Source organism: Bradyrhizobium sp. cir1, assembly GCF_014198245.1.
In the GTDB taxonomy this organism is placed as follows: domain Bacteria; phylum Pseudomonadota; class Alphaproteobacteria; order Rhizobiales; family Xanthobacteraceae; genus Bradyrhizobium.
On the sequence record NZ_JACIHE010000006.1, the window covers coordinates 109,601 to 126,227 of the forward strand.

The 16,627-nt window shown below is 64.5% G+C and carries 15 protein-coding genes and 1 pseudogene; 6 read left to right on the top strand and 10 right to left on the bottom strand.

What is annotated here, in order from left to right:
• Positions 1-74: 74 nt before the first annotated feature.
• From GGD63_RS15205 to GGD63_RS15230, 6 genes and pseudogenes are all read left to right on the top strand, one after another.
• Positions 75-947 (top strand): NAD(P)-dependent oxidoreductase, encoded by an 873-nt coding sequence (locus GGD63_RS15205; protein ID WP_183243292.1) that lies wholly within the window; start codon positions 75-77, stop codon positions 945-947.
• Positions 948-969: 22 nt separating this feature from the next.
• Positions 970-2,244: a sodium:proton antiporter NhaD gene (nhaD, locus tag GGD63_RS15210; protein WP_183243295.1), complete on the top strand. Its 1,275-nt coding sequence runs from the start codon at positions 970-972 to the stop codon at positions 2,242-2,244.
• A gap of 138 nt (positions 2,245-2,382) precedes the next feature.
• Positions 2,383-3,978, top strand: a complete 1,596-nt coding sequence (locus GGD63_RS15215) for a HAMP domain-containing sensor histidine kinase (protein WP_183243297.1) — start codon at positions 2,383-2,385, stop codon at positions 3,976-3,978.
• A 44-nt stretch (positions 3,979-4,022) separates the two neighbouring features.
• Positions 4,023-4,226, top strand: coding sequence for a DUF1289 domain-containing protein (locus GGD63_RS15220; protein WP_018645472.1), 204 nt, complete (start codon positions 4,023-4,025; stop codon positions 4,224-4,226).
• 28 nt (positions 4,227-4,254) lie between these two features.
• The gene (locus GGD63_RS15225) at positions 4,255-4,809 is read left to right on the top strand and encodes a TIGR02281 family clan AA aspartic protease (RefSeq protein WP_183243299.1); all 555 of its coding nucleotides are present in this window, start codon (positions 4,255-4,257) and stop codon (positions 4,807-4,809) included.
• Between the two features lie 60 nt (positions 4,810-4,869).
• Positions 4,870-5,145, top strand: a pseudogene (locus GGD63_RS15230) (outer membrane protein); the annotation flags it as partial.
• Positions 5,146-5,204: 59 nt separating this feature from the next.
• Here GGD63_RS15230 and dusA read toward each other — a convergent pair.
• The 10 genes from dusA to GGD63_RS15280 form a co-directional block, all read right to left on the bottom strand.
• A complete protein-coding gene (gene dusA / locus GGD63_RS15235; RefSeq protein WP_183243301.1) occupies positions 5,205-6,200 on the bottom strand; it encodes a tRNA dihydrouridine(20/20a) synthase DusA in 996 nt (331 codons plus the stop codon).
• A gap of 287 nt (positions 6,201-6,487) precedes the next feature.
• Positions 6,488-6,700, bottom strand: coding sequence for a hypothetical protein (locus GGD63_RS15240; RefSeq protein ID WP_183243303.1), 213 nt, complete (start codon positions 6,698-6,700; stop codon positions 6,488-6,490).
• Positions 6,701-7,333: 633 nt separating this feature from the next.
• Positions 7,334-8,086: an SDR family NAD(P)-dependent oxidoreductase gene (locus GGD63_RS15245; protein WP_409334064.1), complete on the bottom strand. Its 753-nt coding sequence runs from the start codon at positions 8,084-8,086 to the stop codon at positions 7,334-7,336.
• Complete coding sequence (locus tag GGD63_RS15250; protein ID WP_183243307.1) at positions 8,083-8,952, bottom strand: fumarylacetoacetate hydrolase family protein; 870 nt, start codon at positions 8,950-8,952, stop codon at positions 8,083-8,085. The genes GGD63_RS15245 and GGD63_RS15250 overlap by 4 nt, the downstream gene beginning before the upstream one ends.
• A gap of 19 nt (positions 8,953-8,971) precedes the next feature.
• Positions 8,972-9,388 (bottom strand): fumarylacetoacetate hydrolase family protein, encoded by a 417-nt coding sequence (locus GGD63_RS40130; protein WP_312013275.1) that lies wholly within the window; start codon positions 9,386-9,388, stop codon positions 8,972-8,974.
• 378 nt (positions 9,389-9,766) lie between these two features.
• Positions 9,767-10,654 carry an alpha/beta fold hydrolase gene (locus tag GGD63_RS15260; RefSeq protein WP_183243309.1) on the bottom strand — a complete coding sequence of 296 codons (888 nt, stop codon included), beginning with the start codon at positions 10,652-10,654 and terminating at the stop codon, positions 9,767-9,769.
• Positions 10,655-10,676: 22 nt separating this feature from the next.
• A complete protein-coding gene (locus GGD63_RS15265; RefSeq protein ID WP_312013276.1) occupies positions 10,677-12,470 on the bottom strand; it encodes an FAD-dependent monooxygenase in 1,794 nt (597 codons plus the stop codon).
• Between the two features lie 62 nt (positions 12,471-12,532).
• A complete protein-coding gene (locus GGD63_RS15270; RefSeq protein WP_183243312.1) occupies positions 12,533-13,483 on the bottom strand; it encodes a 3-carboxyethylcatechol 2,3-dioxygenase in 951 nt (316 codons plus the stop codon).
• Between the two features lie 54 nt (positions 13,484-13,537).
• Positions 13,538-14,800 carry an ABC transporter substrate-binding protein gene (locus GGD63_RS15275; RefSeq protein ID WP_246785484.1) on the bottom strand — a complete coding sequence of 421 codons (1,263 nt, stop codon included), beginning with the start codon at positions 14,798-14,800 and terminating at the stop codon, positions 13,538-13,540.
• A 17-nt stretch (positions 14,801-14,817) separates the two neighbouring features.
• Positions 14,818-16,554 (bottom strand): tannase/feruloyl esterase family alpha/beta hydrolase, encoded by a 1,737-nt coding sequence (locus GGD63_RS15280; protein ID WP_183243315.1) that lies wholly within the window; start codon positions 16,552-16,554, stop codon positions 14,818-14,820.
• Positions 16,555-16,627: the final 73 nt, after the last annotated feature.

A 16,627-nucleotide genomic window follows, 5' to 3' on the forward strand; every position in this document is an offset into this window, starting at 1 on the left:
AGATGCCGCCTGGGCGCCCCCCCCCCCCGCCCGGCTACAACCGTAAAACCCAAACTACGGACAAGGTACCACACATGGCTAAAGTCGCTTTCCTCGGTCTCGGCGTGATGGGCTTCCCCATGGCCGGACACCTCGTGAAAAAAGGAGGCCATGAGGTCACCGTCTACAACCGCACCGCGGCCAAGGCGAAGGAATGGGCGGACAAGTTCGGCGGCAAGACCGCGGCCACCCCGAAGGCCGCCGCCGAGGGCCAGGATTTCGTGATGTGCTGCGTCGGCAACGACAATGACCTGCGCGCGGTCACGATCGGCGCCGATGGCGCGTTTGCCGGGATGAAGAAGGGCGCGACCTTCGTCGACCACACCACCGCCTCCGCCGAGGTCGCGCGTGAACTGGACGCGGCCGCCACCAAGGCCGGGTTCAAGTTCATCGACGCCCCGGTTTCCGGCGGCCAGGCCGGCGCCGAGAACGGCGTGCTGACGGTGATGTGCGGCGGCGCCGAGGATGTCTATGCCGGCGCCGAGCCGATCATCACGGGCGCCTATGCGCGGATGTGCAAGCTGCTCGGGCCCGCCGGAAGCGGCCAACTGACCAAGATGGTCAACCAGATCTGCATCGCAGGCCTCGTCCAGGGTCTCTCCGAGGGCATCCATTTCGCCAAGAAGAGCGGCCTCGACGTTGCCGCCGTGATCGAGACCATCTCCAAGGGCGCCGCGCAGTCCTGGCAGATGGAGAACCGCTACAAGACCATGAACGAGGGCAAGTACGATTTCGGCTTCGCCGTCGAATGGATGCGCAAGGACCTCTCGATCGCGCTGGCCGAAGCCCGCCGCAACGGCGCCAATCTGCCGGTGACCGCGCTGGTCGACCAGTTCTACGCCGAGGTCGAGAAGATGGGCGGCAAGCGCTGGGATACGTCGAGCCTGCTCGCCCGCCTCAATCGCTGACACCTGACGATCTGAGACGACCGTGCTGATCGCGATCGCCGCCATCTTCGCCCTCGCCTACGCGGCGATCGCGCTCGAGCACCCGCTTCGCGTCAACAAGAGCGCCTCCGCGCTGCTCGGCGCAGGGCTGCTGTGGAGCATCTACGCGATCGCAACGGGCGACCACGCACTGATCGGCCGCCAGCTCGACGAATCCGTCGCCTCCACCGCGCAGATCGTCTTCTTCCTGATCGGCGCAATGACGATCGTCGAGGTGATCGACGCCCATGACGGCTTCGAGGTCATCACCTCCCTGATCCGCACCACCAGCCAGGTCGCCCTGATCTGGCTGGTCGGCTTCGTCACGTTCTTCCTGAGCGCGATCCTCGACAACCTCACCACCACGATCGTGATGATCTCGCTGATCCAGAAGCTGGTCGGCGCCCGCGACGACCGCCTGGTGTTCGCCGCCATCATCGTGATCGCTGCCAATGCCGGCGGCGCCTGGACCGTGATCGGCGACGTCACCACGACGATGCTCTGGATCGGCGGACAGATCTCGCCTTTGAGCATCATGGCCTCGGTGTTTCCGGCATCCCTCGTCAACCTCCTCGTCCCCCTCGCGGTGATCAGCTATTCGCGGCGGGGCAAGACCATCGCGCCGCCACGCAAGGAGGACCGTGACGCGATCGCCCGGTTCGAGCGCAACCTGATGTTCTATCTCGGGCTCGGCACGCTGATCGCGGTGCCGGCCTTCAAGGCGGTCACGCATCTGGCGCCCTTCATGGGCATCCTGTTCGGGCTCGGCGTGCTCTGGCTGGTCGGCGAGATCGTGCACCGCCACAAGGACGAGCACGTGCGCCAGCCGCTCACGCTGGTGCACGCGCTGGCACGGATCGACATGAGCTCGATCGTGTTCTTCGTCGGCATCCTGCTCGCGGTCGCCTGCCTCGAGCACGCCGGCTTGCTCTCGATGCTGGCGCGCTGGCTGGATGCCGCGATCGGCCGCCAGGATGTCATCGTCGTGGTGCTCGGCCTGCTCAGCGCCATCATCGACAACGTGCCGCTGGTCGCCGCCACCATGGGCATGTACGACCTCGCGCATTATCCGCCGGACAGCTTCATCTGGGAATTCATCGCCTATTGCGCCGGCACCGGCGGCTCGATCCTGATCATCGGCTCGGCCGCGGGGGTTGCAGCCATGGGGCTCGAGCGGATCGAGTTCCTCTGGTACGCCCGCCGCATCGCCCCCCCGGCGCTCATAGGCTATCTGGCGGGAGCTGCGGTCTACGTCGCCCAGCACGCGGCACTGCATTGAGCCGCGCCGGCGCCCAGAAAATTAACGCGCGGTTAACGTAATTCTTTAGCTCCTTAAGTCACCTCTTAAGGATTTCTTGCCAGAGATAGACAATGCAGAAGGCCCGCGCCCGGCGCGGGCAGGAATCGTTGTTGTGCGATGAGTAACCCCGCTGAAAAGCCTGAGGTAGTGCAGCTTCCGGCCGAGCCGGTGAGCGCTCCATCGGCGAGCAGCCGAAGGGCTGCTGCGCAGCGGGTGCGCGAGGCGCGTGATAAGTTAACGTCGACCAGCGGAACCCGGCCGGCCTTCGACGCCGAGATGCTGCGCCAATATGCGCAAACGCGGTTGTCGGCCTCCTATGTCGTGATGCTGCTGGTTGTCGCTACCGGCGTGCTGTTCGGGCTGTGGATGCAGCCGATTCCGGCCGCGCTCTGGACCGCCGGCATGCTCTGCATCCACGGCGCGATGGTCCGCAGCTGCCGGCGTTTCTTGACCGAGCCCACCTCGCCTGCGGCGACGCGCGCCTGGCGCACCCGCTTCGTCGTGCTCGACCTGCTTTACGGCCTGTGCTGGATGGCGATCCTGATCCATCCCGTGCTCGACATGGTCACCGAAACCCTGATGATGTTCCTGATGCTGCTGGTGATCGCAGTATCGAGCATGCTGGCCGCGAACTTGCCGATCGCAGCCCTTGCCGCCACCGCGCCGGTCGCGGTTGCGATGGCGCTGAGCTTTGCGATGACCGGCTCGCTGGACAATTACATCCTGGCCGCGCTGGCGATCGCGGCCGAAGGCTATTTCGTGCTGCTGGCGCATCGCCTGCACTCGTCGACCTTCGCCACGCTCGAGGCGCGCGCCGAGAAGGACGCGCTGATCGGCGAGCTCGAACAGGCCAAGGCGATCTCGGACGAAGCCCGCCACCGCGCCGAATCCGCCAACGTCGCCAAGTCGCGTTTCCTCGCGCAGATGAGCCACGAGCTGCGCACGCCGCTGAACGCCATCCTCGGCTTCTCCGAGGTGATGAAGAGCGAGATCTTCGGCGCGCATGCGGTGCCGGTCTACAAGGAGTATTCGGCGGACATCCATAATTCCGGCGTGCACCTGCTCAACCTCATCAACGAGATCCTCGACCTGTCGCGGATCGAGGCCGGCCGTTACGAGCTCAACGAGGAAGCGGTGTCGCTGGTCGGCATCGTCGCCGACTGCCATCATTTGATGAAGCTGCGTGCCTCGAGCCGCGGCATCACCATCCACGAGGTGTTCGAGCAGGCCATGCCGCGGCTCTGGGCCGACGAGCGCGCGATCCGCCAGGTCGTGCTGAATCTGCTCTCCAACTCGATCAAGTTCACCCCGCAAGGCGGCGAGATCTGGCTCAAGGCCGGCTGGACCGCTTCGGGCGGACAATATCTCTCGGTGAAGGATACCGGCTCCGGCATCCCCGAGGACGAGATCCCGGTGGTGCTGGCCTCGTTCGGCCAGGGCTCCAACTCGATCAAGTCGGCCGAACAGGGCGCCGGCCTCGGCCTGCCGATCGCCAAGAACCTGATCGACCTGCATGGCGGCACGTTCACGCTGAAATCGAAGCTGCGCATCGGCACCGAGGTGATCGTCACCTTCCCGCCGGAGCGCGTGATGAGCGCGCTGGCGCCGCTGTCGGATGATTCTCCGCCGCTCCAGCCTGAAGGTTCCGTCGTGCCCGACGAGAAACGCCGTCCGCGCCACAAGCCGATCATGAGCGCAGGCACGGGCTCTTAACCAGATGCTTGCAGACATGCCCGACAATCCTCCACTATGTCCGAATGAGCAAAGAAACGCCGTGCGTCGCCGTCTGCATGATCGATCCCAAGACCAAGCTGTGCTTCGGCTGCGGCCGCACCTTGCCGGAGATCGCGCGCTGGCACGCCATGGAAAGCGCGGAACGGCTCTCGGTCATGGCGCTGTTGCCGGCACGCATGGCGGACGCCGGTTTGCAGCCGATCGCGGGATCGCCGAAACGCACCTGATCGGCCTGCGCGGTTGCGGAGGTGCGCAATGATCCGCTTCCTCCTCGTCCTCATCATGCTCGCCGGCACAGCGGGGGCGGTCGTCGCCTATGGCGACCCTGATCAAATCGCACGCGCGAGCCACAAGGTCTCGCACATCTTCCGCTCGCAGAGCGCCTCGCCCGCCCCCGCGGTGCAGATCCAGCGCGGCCAGGGCGGCGAATTCGCGCTGCGCGCCAAGATCAACGGCGTCGCCGCGCCGATGGTGATCGACACCGGCGCAACCTCCGTGGTGCTGACCTGGGAAACGGCGAAAGCGATCGGGCTGCCGCTCGAAATGCTCGAATACGACGTCGACCTGGAGACCGCGGGCGGCTATACCAAAGCGGCCCGGCTCACGCTCGATCGTCTTGCCGTCGGCCATCTCGTCGAGAAATCGGTGCCGGCCCTCGTCGTGCAGCGCGGCCAGATGAAGACCAATCTGCTCGGCATGAGCTTCCTCGACCGCCTGGAGAGCTGGGGCGTGCGCGCCGACAAGCTGATGCTGACGGGCTATCCCGAGTTGCAGAGCAGCCATCGCCGCTCGCGCACTGCGATCGACTAATCGTTCCATCCCAACCACGATTCTGGGCAGTGCCGCGACGGTCGCCGCAGGCAGTGCCGGCGCTGCCGACCCGGCATCGCGACGATGGATTCACGGCTGTTGTTCTTCGGGACCGCGGGTCTTGCCGCCGGCAAATTGAAGGACGGCCCGATCAACAAGATGAAGATGGGCTGGACCGCAGGCGGCGGCGTCGAGTGGGCGTTCCTGCCGAAATGGTCGGCCAAGGCCGAGTATCTCTACACCGAGTTCAAGCACGACGATCTGCCGGACTGGAATGCCGCGAAATTCCTCACGTTCCGCGTCGGCGTGAACTATCACTTCGACCTGTTCCGCTGATTGCGTATCCACGAAGGAGCCGGATCTTCTGATCCGGCTCCTTCTTTATATGGGCGCGGCTAAGCAGCGGCCTCCGCCGGCACGCGCGCACCAATGCGCGCGATCGCATCGCGCAGCACGTCGAGACCTGCGGCCGGCTTCACACCCTGCTCGGCGAGATGCCGGCGGAACGCACGTGCGCCCGGAACGGCGTGGAAGGCGCCGACGAAATGCCGCGTGATGGCGTGCAGCCGCGTGCCGCGCGCGAGTTGCTCCTCGATGTAGGGCATCATCGCCGCGAGCGCGTCCTGCATGGTCGCGTGCGGCGCCGGCGCGCCGAAAATTTCGTTATCGACCGCGAGCAGCCGCCACGGCTCCTGATAGGCGGCGCGGCCCAGCATCACGCCGTCGACATGCGCTAGATGCGCCTTCGCCTCGTCGATGCCCGGGATGCCGCCATTGATGATGACAGGCACGTCCGGCATTGCGCGCTTGAGACGATAGACGCGATCGTAATCAAGCGGCGGGATGTCGCGGTTCTCCTTCGGCGACAATCCATTGAGCCAGGCCTTTCGAGCGTGCACGATCAGCGCGTCGCAGCCGGACGCAACCACCGCGCGCGCGAGCGTATCGAGCGCCATTTCAGGATCCTGATCATCGATGCCGATACGGCATTTCACTGTGACGGGCACGCCGACCGCTTGCTTCATCGCCTCGACGCATCTCGCCACCAGTTCCGGCTCCGCCATGAGGCAGGCGCCGAAGCTGCCATCCTTCACGCGATCGGACGGGCAACCGACATTGAGATTGATCTCATCATAGCCGAACTCCTCGCCGATCCGCGCGGCCAGCGCGAGCTCGTGCGGATCCGAGCCGCCGAGCTGAAGCGCCACCGGGTGCTCGATCGCATTGAACCCGAGCAGCCGTTCCCGGTCGCCGCGGATCACGGCGCCGGTCGTCAGCATCTCCGTATAGAGCAGCGCCCGTCGGGTGAGGTGACGGTGGAACACCCGGCAATGCCGGTCGGTCCAATCCATCATGGGCGCTGTGGAAAATTTCCAGCGCAAGTCTTTCATATTGCTCGGCTATTTTAGCTGCAATCAATCCTATATGTTATTGGACCGACTGAGAAATTCGGTTCGACCACGTTTTCGCAGCTTGGCCCTTCTAGGCTCATTTGGGCCTAGATTGGAAGTGGAAATCGCGAATTCGGATTCTCAGTGCACACGTCGCGAACACGAAAAGTCCGTGCACACACAGCTCGCAAAGATCGCGTCTGAAATGTCGTGCTATCTAACGATGTATTAAACTGGCGTTATACTCTGTTTGCGGATTGAGTATAAATTGCCCGACCGCAGCGCGGTCACCGGGCCCATGGCGGAAGCGCTTCATCACCTCTTGCGCTCGCGACCGCGAACAGGATGTCGGCCAAGGCTCTCGGCTGGGAAATGAACGGCGAGTCAATATCGTAAACCTCGGTCGGATTGCTGAACGCGAATGCGTCCGCCTCGTGAATGAACCTGTTTTGCAACGCCCTGGGAAAGCGTTGTCCTTTGACGTTCGGATGTAGCTGCACGGCACGCTTCCCCATTTCGCAGCGTTCGATGCGTCGGCGCCGCGAAAGGCTGGATCGGATCATCCGGCGTGAGCAGATTGGTGGCGGACTGAAAATCGAGCAGCTCTGCGTCATTGTACAGGGCGGACTGGAGGGCAGCGACGTATCTGGGATCTGCGCTGCGCATGTCGATCCGTACACAGCCAATCTTAGTGGGATCACCCAGCAACAACGGACCAAAAGCGGACGCGGAATTTTCCGGCGCGCGGAGAGAAGATCGGTACGTTTGAACAGTAGAAAGGCCTGGGCACGTCCGGGTGAATTTGGGCGATTGGCGGATATCGACCTAGGACGAATGGTTCCTGAAGCATCGCGGCAACATTCGGAAGATCGAGGTGGTCGTTCCCTATTTCCGGATGGGACTTCAATTTCGTCCAAGGCACCGAGCGAATCCTGGCCTGCCATCGCCGCCATGCGGAGATGCATTCGAAGCTGTATGACCTGAGGATCGTCAATGTCCCCTTCGAGATCCCGCCCATCGAGATGCTGATGCAGTGGCACAAATACAGGGAGGACGATCCAGCTCTTTCCTGGTTTCGAGGCCTCATGCAATCAGTAGCGAAGGCAATCTGACGCGTCCGAAGAACGATGCTGTCAATATGTCGCCCGGCCGCCAGACAGATCAAACACCGCACCCGTGCTAAACGAGCATTCCTCGCTCGCGAGCCAGCATACTAGCGAGGTCGCTTCCTCGACGGTACCGAACCGCCCGAGCGGTATCTTCGACAGCATAAAATCGATGTGCTGAGGGGTCATCTGCTCGAACAGCGGCGTTCTGATCGCCGCCGGCGTGATGCAGTTGACGCGGATACCCGTCGTGGCCGTTTCCTTGCCCAGCGATTTGGTGAGCGCGATCACGGCGGCCTTGGACGCGCTGTAGGCCGAAGCGTTCGGGTTGCCTTCCTTGCCCGCGACCGAGGCGACGTTGACGATGCGACCGTAGCCTCCCTTCTCCATCGCGCGGACAGCGGCGCGGTTACAGTAAAAGGCTCCGTTGACGTTGACGTCGAAGACCTTGCGCCAATCGCTGGCGGCGTAGTCCTTCACGGCTCCGTTCGGCCCGGTGATGCCGGCGCTCGCCACCAGAATGTCGAGCCGACCGCCCAGATCGTCGATGCTCCGCCGCATGGCCGTATCGACGGCGTCTTCCTCCGCGATGTCGACCGACTGCGTGTGTACCGCCCCGGCCTCCGCCGCTGCGGGGACGAGGACAGAGGCGTTCAAGTCCCACATGGAAACCCGGGCGCCTTCGGCCACCAGACGACGCGCCACGCCGCGGCCGATGCCGGATGCCGCGCCGGTAACGACGGCGGTTCGTCCTTCAAATCTTCCCCTATAGGCGGTCACGACCGCGCTCCCGCAGCGGGCGACCATTCGCGGGTTTGCTGGCGTTGCGTTCCGAGCCCCTCGATCCCGAGCGTCATGACGTCGCCCGGCTTGAGATAGATCGCAGCGGGCTTCTTGCCCATACCAACGCCAGGCGGCGTGCCTGTCGCAATGATGTCGCCTGGCATCAGCGTCATGAAGCGGCTGACGTAGCTGACGATCTCGGCACAATCGAAGATCATGGTCCGGGTGTTACCCGCCTGCATGCGTTGCCCGTTGACGTCGAGCCAGACGTCGAGCGCCTGGGGGTCGGTGACCTCGTCCGTCGTCACCAGCCACGGTCCGACAGGACCAAAGGTGTCGCAGCCCTTGCCCTTGTCCCAGGTGCCGCCGCGTTCCATCTGGTACTCGCGCTCGCTCACGTCGTTCACGATGCAGTAGCCCGCGACGTGTTCGAGCGCGTCGGCGCGCTCGACGTAGGAAGCTCGCGTGCCGATCACGGTGCCGAGCTCCACTTCCCAGTCGGACTTCTTCGAGCCCTTTGGCAGAACGACATCGTCGTTCGGGCCGCAGAGCGAGGTGATCGCCTTCTGGAAGACGATGGGCTCGGAGGGCAGCGGAAGGTTCGCCTCCGCCGCATGATCGGCATAGTTCAGACCGATCGCGATGAACTTTCCGACGCCTGCGATCGGCACGCCAAAACGCGGCTCGCCGGCGACGAGCGGCAGTGTGAATGGAGCGATGGCGGCGATCTTCTGGAGCGCTGAACGCGACAGGTTGGCGGGGGTAAGGTCGCTGATGACATTTGACAGGTCGCGCAGGCGCGCCTGATCGTCGACGAGCCCCGGCTTTTCGGCGCCGGGATTGCCGAATCTAACGAGCTTCATCTGGTGTTCCCTGGTTTGCTCAGGCGAACCGCGCAGAGACGGTGCCAAGCCCAGCGATATTGGCCTCGAAAGCGTCGCCCGGGTTCACCGCGACCATCGGGCCGAGCGCTCCGGAAAGCACGATGTCGCCGGCACGGAGCGGCCGCTTGCGACGGGCAAGTTCGCCGGCGAGCCAGGCCATCGCATTCAGCGGATTGCCGAGACAAGCCGCGCCGGTTCCCTTCGAGACGACCTCATCCTTCCTCGTCATCTGCATCTGAAGAGCACGGAGGTCCAAGCCATCCAGCCGGCGCACGGGCCCTCCAAGAACGAAGAGGCCCGACGACGCGTTGTCGGCGACGGTATCGACGATGCCGATATCCCAATTGGTGATGCGGCTGCCGACGATCTCGAGGGCGGGCATCGCGTAGGCCACCGCCCGCAGCACGTCGGCCACCGTGGGGCGCCTCGACCTCGACGTCCCGGTCAAGAAGGAAAGCCACTTCCGCTTCGATCTTCGGCTGAAGAACACGCCCTGCAGCGACAGGCTCGTCCTCGCCCACGATCATATCGGCGAAGAGAACTCCGAAATCCGGCCTGTCGACCCCGAGTTGCTTCTGCACGGCGCGCGAGGTCAGACCGATCTTGCTTCCGACCACGCGCCGGCCTTCCTTCTCCCAATGTGCGGTGTTCTCCTGCTGGATGGTATAGGCCCCATCGACGTCGAGGTCCGCCAACTGGGGTCGAATGGGCGCGATCGGAGTACCGGCGTAAGCGGCGCGGATCTGAGCGGCGAGTTCGCTGTGCTTGGCTTGCTGATTCATCTGAACGATCCTTATTTGCCTTTGCCGATCCGGAGGAATTCGATGTGGAGCCGATTGAACTGCTCGGCGTCCTCGAACTGGGGCCAGTGGCCGCAGCGGTTCATGACCACGAATTTCGAACCCGGAATCATGTCCGCGATCTGCTTTCCCTCCTCGGGCGTCGCGGTCGGATCGTGCGAGGTCCACACGACCATCGTGGGCGCCTTGATCGACCGGTATTGGTCGGCGGTGATCATGTTGGACCGGCGGATTTCCATCTCCTGCAGGCACATGATCCGCTTCATCGTGTCGGCGAATCCCGGCTGGGCGTAGATCGCGCGGCGGGTCTCGATCAGATCGTCCGAGACCATGCTCTTGTTGCACATTAGGAATTCGAGGCGAGCCTTGATCCGCTCCCAGGAGGGGTCGGATGCAGCCTCGTTGGACAGCTTTTTCAGCCGCTCCATCACCTGGGGGTGCGCCGTCCAGCCGCCAGCGGTGTTGAGGACGAGCTTCTCGACGGCAGCAGGACGATGCACGGCGAGATAGGTCGCGACCCAGCCACCCAACGATTCACCGCTGATCATCGCCTTGTCTCTGCCGAGCGTCTTGAGGACAGCGAGCACGTGGTCGGCGTAGTCCTTGACCTGGTAGTCGATGGCCGGCTTGTCGGTCCATCCATGGCCCAGCATGTCGATGGCGACGAACCAGAAGTGATCGGCGTGCGGACCGAAGTTTCTGGAATATGCCTCTGCATGGCCGCCGACGCCGTGCAGCGCCAGGACGAGCGGCTTGGACGGGTCGCCCGATTCGATGCAGCGGGTTCGAATTCCGCCGGCGTCGATGAAGTGCTGTTTGAAGGAAACGCCCCTCAGATCGGCCCAGACGCTGGAAAAGATTTCTGGTCTCGTGTCGCTCATAGCTGGATCTCGTTGGTTGGCGTCAGGCGAAAAGCGGCGTGCCGCTGGGCTTTGACGGAGAGGAAGGCCTCTCGCGCGGGATGGCCGAAAAGTCCGGGAGATCGAGGACCGTCCGGATGGCTGCACTGAGCCGGTCGAGCGCCGCGCTTGTGTCGGACGTCCCCTCAATGTCGCGCCAGGCGACCACGCCGTCCGGCCGAACAAGCAGAACTCCGGCTTCCTCGATCTCGCGGATGCGCTGCCACTCGCAATAGAGGTCCTGCGCCTCGGGCGATCCCGTCACCACGACGCGCAGGAATGGCAGATCGAGGCGCAGCGCCGCCTCCTTCCATGCCGCGCCAGCGAGGCCGGTCACGACGGTGAAGAGGCCCTTTCCGGTCACGTCGAGCGTCGACACGCGCAAGCCGCCACGATCGACGAGCCACGCATGCGGGATCTTGGCACCCGGGCGCGACGTCGGCTGGTGGTAGAGGCCTCGATCTCGCCGCCACTCCTCCGGCTTGGCACCGACGTCTGGAATCACGGCCGAGGATTCGTACCGCTGGTTCATCTCGGTGCCCTGGGCATTGAACTCAGTTTGCTTCAGGTCCAGCGCTGCCTGCGCGGCCTTTCGGGCAGCCACGCCATCCGGCCCCGGATCCCGAAAGCGCGCGATGCCGGCCGCGACCGGGTTCTCCGCGCCCGGCACTCTGAAGCATGCGTTCAGCGGGGCGTAATCGAGCCGGGACTGGTTCGCCCGCAGCACGATCTGCTTTCCAACCGGCGCCCGCTCCTGCGAGTAGCTTTCCAAGAGCTTCGGACCGGCCCATCCCTTCACTGAGTAGGCGAGCTTCCAACCGAGGTTGTGGGCGTCCTGGACGCAGGTGTTGTTGCCCAATCCGCTCGACGGCGGGTGCCGGTGGACCGCATCGCCGCCGCAGTGCACCCTGCCCTTTGAATACTGGGTCGCGTAGGCCTGGTTCACGTACCAGATCGACGTCCGGACGATGTCGATGTCGATCAATGGATCGCCGATCAGAACCTTGATCTTCGGAATGATCGCTTCCGGAGATAAGTCCGGCTCGCCCTTGCTGATGTCGAAACCCCAACCGGCGATCCACTGGGTCCAGGGATGCACGGCCCGCAGCAGTCCCATACCAATCTCGCCGAAACTCGCATCCGGCGTCACGATCCAGTTCAGGATGCTCGGCCGATGTTTGCTGTATTTGGTTAGGTCACAGTTGAAGACGGTGTAGACGGTGCCAGCGCGCGCCATCTGTCCTTCGATCGGCAGGCCCAGATGGTCCACCACCATCGAGCGCGCGCCGTCCGCGCCGACCATATAACGCGCGCGGACCGTGTACTCTCGCCCGTCGAGGCGATCGCGCAGCGTGGCCGTCACGCCGTCCGCATCCTGCTCATGCCGGACGTACTCGGTGTTGAATGCGAAGGTCGCGCCCTTCTCGGCCGCCTTCTGGAACAGAATTGGCTCAAGCAACGGTTGGATGATGTCGACCATGCCGCAGGGGCTTGCGCGCAGATAATCGCCGCGGCGGTCGTCGCCGGTCCCCCACGTCCGCATCCGGATCAGCTCGGAGCCGGCCAGGCTGGTCGTGAAGGTCGTGTCGCCCATGAGCTCCCAGGGGCTCGCGTACCGGGCCACGTCCTCCGCGATCCCGAGATCGCGGAAGACCTCGTTGGCGCGCTGGTTCGTGATGTGGGCGCGCGGGCTGTCGGCCATCCAGTTGCCGCGCGATACGATGTGACTGCGAACGCCGCAATTGGCAAGCGCCAGGGCGGTCGTCGAGCCCGTGGGGCCGGCGCCGATGATGAGCACGTCCGTTTCGTATGCCATTTTCCTGCTCCGCGATGCTTCCGCATTCGCGCGGGGTTAGTCGATCAATGAGCGCCGTCGGCCTGCTTGGCCGCCATCATCGCCATGCCGGCGATCCAGCCCGGAATCGCTTCGTAGAATTCCTGGTCCATCTTGAAGTGACCGCCCGTCGAAAAGGCTCCGAAGGCGGCGACCCATGCGAGCACCTCGTTGGCGCCGCGTCCCGCGACTTCGCGGACCTTGCCGGTATCGAGCGCGTCGGCGCGCCAGATCTGGCCGCTGCGAAGGATCTCCATGAACTCCGCGTCCCACTCGGGATTGAGCGGCTGGCACGGCCCCTTGCCCGCCTCGGCGAGAACACCCGCCTCGAGCACGCGCTTCTCGCGGGCCTCCTTGGCCTCCGCTGTCGGATTTCGGCCGTTGATCAGCCGCTCGCGGATTTCAGGCGGTGCATCCTTGATCGATGGAAGCGGTGGATCGTGCGAGAGTCCGCCGGACGCGGCAAACAGCACCCGCTTGCCGGACCACATTGCGAAGCGGCCAACGGATTCACCGAGCTGGCGAGCCCGGCGATAAGTCGGGACCGGCGGTGCGGCAGCGTTCACGAAGATCGGTAAGATCGGGATCGACTTGAAGTCACCGAGCATCGCCTCCCACAATTGGACGAAGCCGTGATCGACCGGCATGCGGTAGGACACCGCGACGTCGAAATCCTCGGCCCGCAAATGGTCGATGAGTTCCAGCGCCGTCTTCTCCGGAACGTCCAGCGGGCCCGTCCCGCCTCCCCAGTCACCCAGGGACACGGCTCCGGCTCCGACGCAGAACGAGGGCATCAGGTCGTAGAAGAAGCCGTTGAAGTGATCTGGCGCGAACTGGACGATGTAGTCCGGCGCGAACTCCTTCACGAAGCTTCCGAGACGTCCGAACGCGGTTCGAACGCGTTGCTCGGTCTCATTGCTGGCAGGCCCCTTGTACATCAGAGGAGTATGGGATGCGCAGACGATGGCGACTGACATGATCGAATTCCTTCGAACGCCGAGTTGAGTTGTCGAACGATTGGCTGCGGCAGCCTACTTCTTCACCAGCGGGCATGGACTTTCAGAAAGCGGGCGATTGACGGAGTCACCAGGCAACGTCTGCACGACGTTGTAGAGATCCCAATCGCCCTTGTTCTCTCCGGGCTTCTTCACCTGGAGCAGGTACATGTCGTGGATCATCTTGCGATCTGCGCGGATGTACCCGTCGGCAGCGAAGAAGTCGTGCACCCGCTCCTTTTCCATCTGCTTCATCACTGTCGGAGCGTCGTCGGTGCCCGTCGCCTTGACCGCCTTCAGGTAGTGCGCGACGGACGAGTAGACGCCGGCATGGAAACCGGTCGGCATTTGCTTCGCCTTCGCGAAGAATTTCTCGGCCCAAGCGCGCGTTTCGGGCGTCCGGTCCCAATAAAACGGGGACACTTCGTAGGCATCGTGTGCGATCTTCAGGCCCACCGCGTGCACGTCCGTCAGCACCGATTGCAGCGGCACGATCTTCGCTTTCGCGCTCAGCCCAAATTCATCGGCCTGCTTCAGCGCCGTCACGGTATCGCCGCTGGAAGCCGCGATCGCGATGACGTTGGCGCCAGCGCTGGAGGCGGTCAGGAGAAAGGATGCGAAGTCGGACGTGTTCGGCGGAAACACGGAGTTGCCCACCACCTGGCCACCGTTGAGCTTGACCTGCTCTGACGTATCACGCGTCAGGGCATTGCCGTACGCCTGATCGACAGTCAGGAAATACCACTTGGTCCCGCCGGCCTCGATCACGGACTTGGCTGCACCCCTTGCGAGATTGTAGGTATCGACCGTCCACTGGACCGTGAGCGGCGAACAGGCCTTGCCGTTGAAGTCCGACGAGGTCGATCCCGAGAGCAGCATGATCTTGCTCTTCTGCGCCGCCATGTTCTGCACGGCGAAGCCGATCGGCGAGCCCTGCATGTCCGCAACGGCATCGACGCCTTCCACGTCGAACCAGCGGCCAGCAATCTGGGATCCGATGTCGGGCTTGCCGGAATGGTCGGCCGAGATCACTTCGACGTTGAGCCCAGCGCCGAAGTCTTCGGCGGCCATCTGGGCGGCGACCACCGAGCCCTTGCCGTTCGCCATGGATGTCGGACCGGCGATGTCGGTCAGAACGCCGATCCTGACTTTGCCATCGCTGAGCTTCTGTGTGCTGCCGGCAGTCTGCGCTGCCGCTGGCGCCGCCAAGGCCAGACACACGGCCGCGGACAAATAAAGCCTTGTATGAACCATTGTTTCCTCCCGTCGTCGCCTGTTAGGAATCCGGATCGTTTCCATGTCGCAGCCTCGTGTCGTCACTGCTGCCGCATGTGCAGCAGCTGCGGCCGCGGCACGCAGTCGAAGCTGGCGGCCAGCTTCGGGTCGCCGCTGCCGTTGTAGCGCGGCCAAGCCGGGAAGCGGCAAGCCGGCATGCTCTTCAGCAGCCGGGCGTCCTCGATGCTGCGGTCCTCCGCGACGGGCGCATCGGGCGGCACGTGGTCCTTGAGCACCCAGTCCTCCAGCATCGCCAGCGCGTTCATCTGGCCGGTGCCGCCTACGTTGTGGCTACCGCCGGCTGGCACGTACAGGCGCATGAAGCGGTCGGTGGCGGCGTCGCCCAGCTTCTCCCGCACGCTGCCCAAGTATTCGGCCGACATCGCCAGCGGGGCGACGTTGTCCGCGGAGGGATGGACGATGATCAGCTTGCCGCCGCGCGCGGCGAACGCCGAGAGATCCGGGTCGCTGGCGTCGAACAGGTTCGACAGGTACTGGATGCGCTGCGCATGCGGGCGCACGTCGAAGCCGTAGGGATCGAAGTCGTCCTTCCCGACAATGGCGTGGCGGACCGCGAAGGACGCGAAATTGAGCGCCGCGCCGCGCCGCGGCTCGAAGCCGTAGCCGGGGGGCAGCGGCCGCGACGGCACCTCGGTGCCCACGGGGTAGAAGGCCCACTGCCAGCCGGTTCCGTCCTCGTCGCCCGTCACGCCCGTGCCGGGGAAGGTCGTGACGCCATGGGCGAAGGTGATGGGCAACCGGCGCGGCTCGCGCAGAGCGTTCACCGACGCGACCTGCGCCGGTGTGAGGCAGGTGCCCGGGGCATCGCCGGGCTTGCACTGCAGCTGCGCGACGTCGTTCGGGCACTCGAGGTACTTTGCGATCACGCCATCGCGCAGACCGTCTGCCGCATCGCAGCTCGCGCGCGTGCGGTCGGCCACCAGCTTGATCGCCTTCGCGTCCAGGAAGCCGTCCACCAGCGCCGTGCGCAGCTCGTTGAGGAACAGGTTGATGGGGTACCAGCTGGTCACCGGCGAGGTGGCGATCACGCCGTCGTAGTCCTGCGGGAACTTCTGCGCGGCGCGCAAGGCCTCGCGCCCGCCTGCGGATTCGCCGCTGAAGAACACGTGCGTGGGCCTGCGGCCGTAGGCGGCTTCGACGATCGCCATCGCCGTGTCCTTAGTCTTCTTGATCTCCTCGTAGGCCCAGTTGCGCAGCACCTCGTCGCTGCGGGTGAAACCGAAGCTGGTGGGGCCCGGGCGCGGGTGGCCCTGGTCGCTGCCGAAGGTGACGTAGCCCTGCGTGATGGGGTACGGCACGTTCACGGGATTCGGGTCGAAGCGGCCCGAGGCCTTGTTGCCGGGCGCGGTGATCACCGCACCGCCCATGCCGCCGCCGCCCGACTGCAGGGCGCGCCCGTTCCAGTTGCCCAGCGGCAGGTTCACCGCGAACTGGATCGGCGTAGCGCCGGGATCGACCGGCTCGATGCGGCCCTGCACCAGGCAGCGCGCCGGCGTGGGCAGCAGGTGCTCGCCCTCGGCGTCGCGGTAAGGTGCGACCTCGGCTGCGCGCTCGGCGGTGGCAACGACCGCGCCGCGGGTGGGCAGGCCGATTCGTGCGGCGGGAATGGCGATGCCCGCGAGCTGCTCGCAGCTCTGGATAGCCATTTTCACCTTGCCGTCGCTGAGGTTCGGAGTGCCTCCGGCGGTCTGCGCCGCCGCTGGCGTCGCCAAGGCCAGACACACGGCCGCGGACGAATAAAAGCTTGAATGAACCATCGTTTCCTCCCGTCGCCGCCTGTTTGGGCGTGCTGACGATGGATTGCCGCCGATTGAACTATGATTCCATCTG

Bases quoted from the DNA above. Each gene is read 5' to 3' on its own strand.
- GGD63_RS15205 (WP_183243292.1), top strand. From the start codon at position 75: ATGGCTAAAGTCGCTTTCCTCGGTCTCGGCGTGATGGGCTTCCCCATG.
- GGD63_RS15215 (WP_183243297.1), top strand. From the start codon at position 2,383: ATGAGTAACCCCGCTGAAAAGCCTGAGGTAGTGCAGCTTCCGGCCGAG.
- GGD63_RS15220 (WP_018645472.1), top strand. From the start codon at position 4,023: ATGAGCAAAGAAACGCCGTGCGTCGCCGTCTGCATGATCGATCCCAAG.
- GGD63_RS15225 (WP_183243299.1), top strand. From the start codon at position 4,255: ATGATCCGCTTCCTCCTCGTCCTCATCATGCTCGCCGGCACAGCGGGG.
- dusA (WP_183243301.1), bottom strand. From the start codon at position 6,200: ATGAAAGACTTGCGCTGGAAATTTTCCACAGCGCCCATGATGGATTGG.
- GGD63_RS15250 (WP_183243307.1), bottom strand. From the start codon at position 8,952: ATGAAGCTCGTTAGATTCGGCAATCCCGGCGCCGAAAAGCCGGGGCTC.
- GGD63_RS15260 (WP_183243309.1), bottom strand. From the start codon at position 10,654: ATGAGCGACACGAGACCAGAAATCTTTTCCAGCGTCTGGGCCGATCTG.
- GGD63_RS15270 (WP_183243312.1), bottom strand. From the start codon at position 13,483: ATGTCAGTCGCCATCGTCTGCGCATCCCATACTCCTCTGATGTACAAG.
- GGD63_RS15275 (WP_246785484.1), bottom strand. From the start codon at position 14,800: ATGGAAACGATCCGGATTCCTAACAGGCGACGACGGGAGGAAACAATG.
- GGD63_RS15280 (WP_183243315.1), bottom strand. From the start codon at position 16,554: ATGGTTCATTCAAGCTTTTATTCGTCCGCGGCCGTGTGTCTGGCCTTG.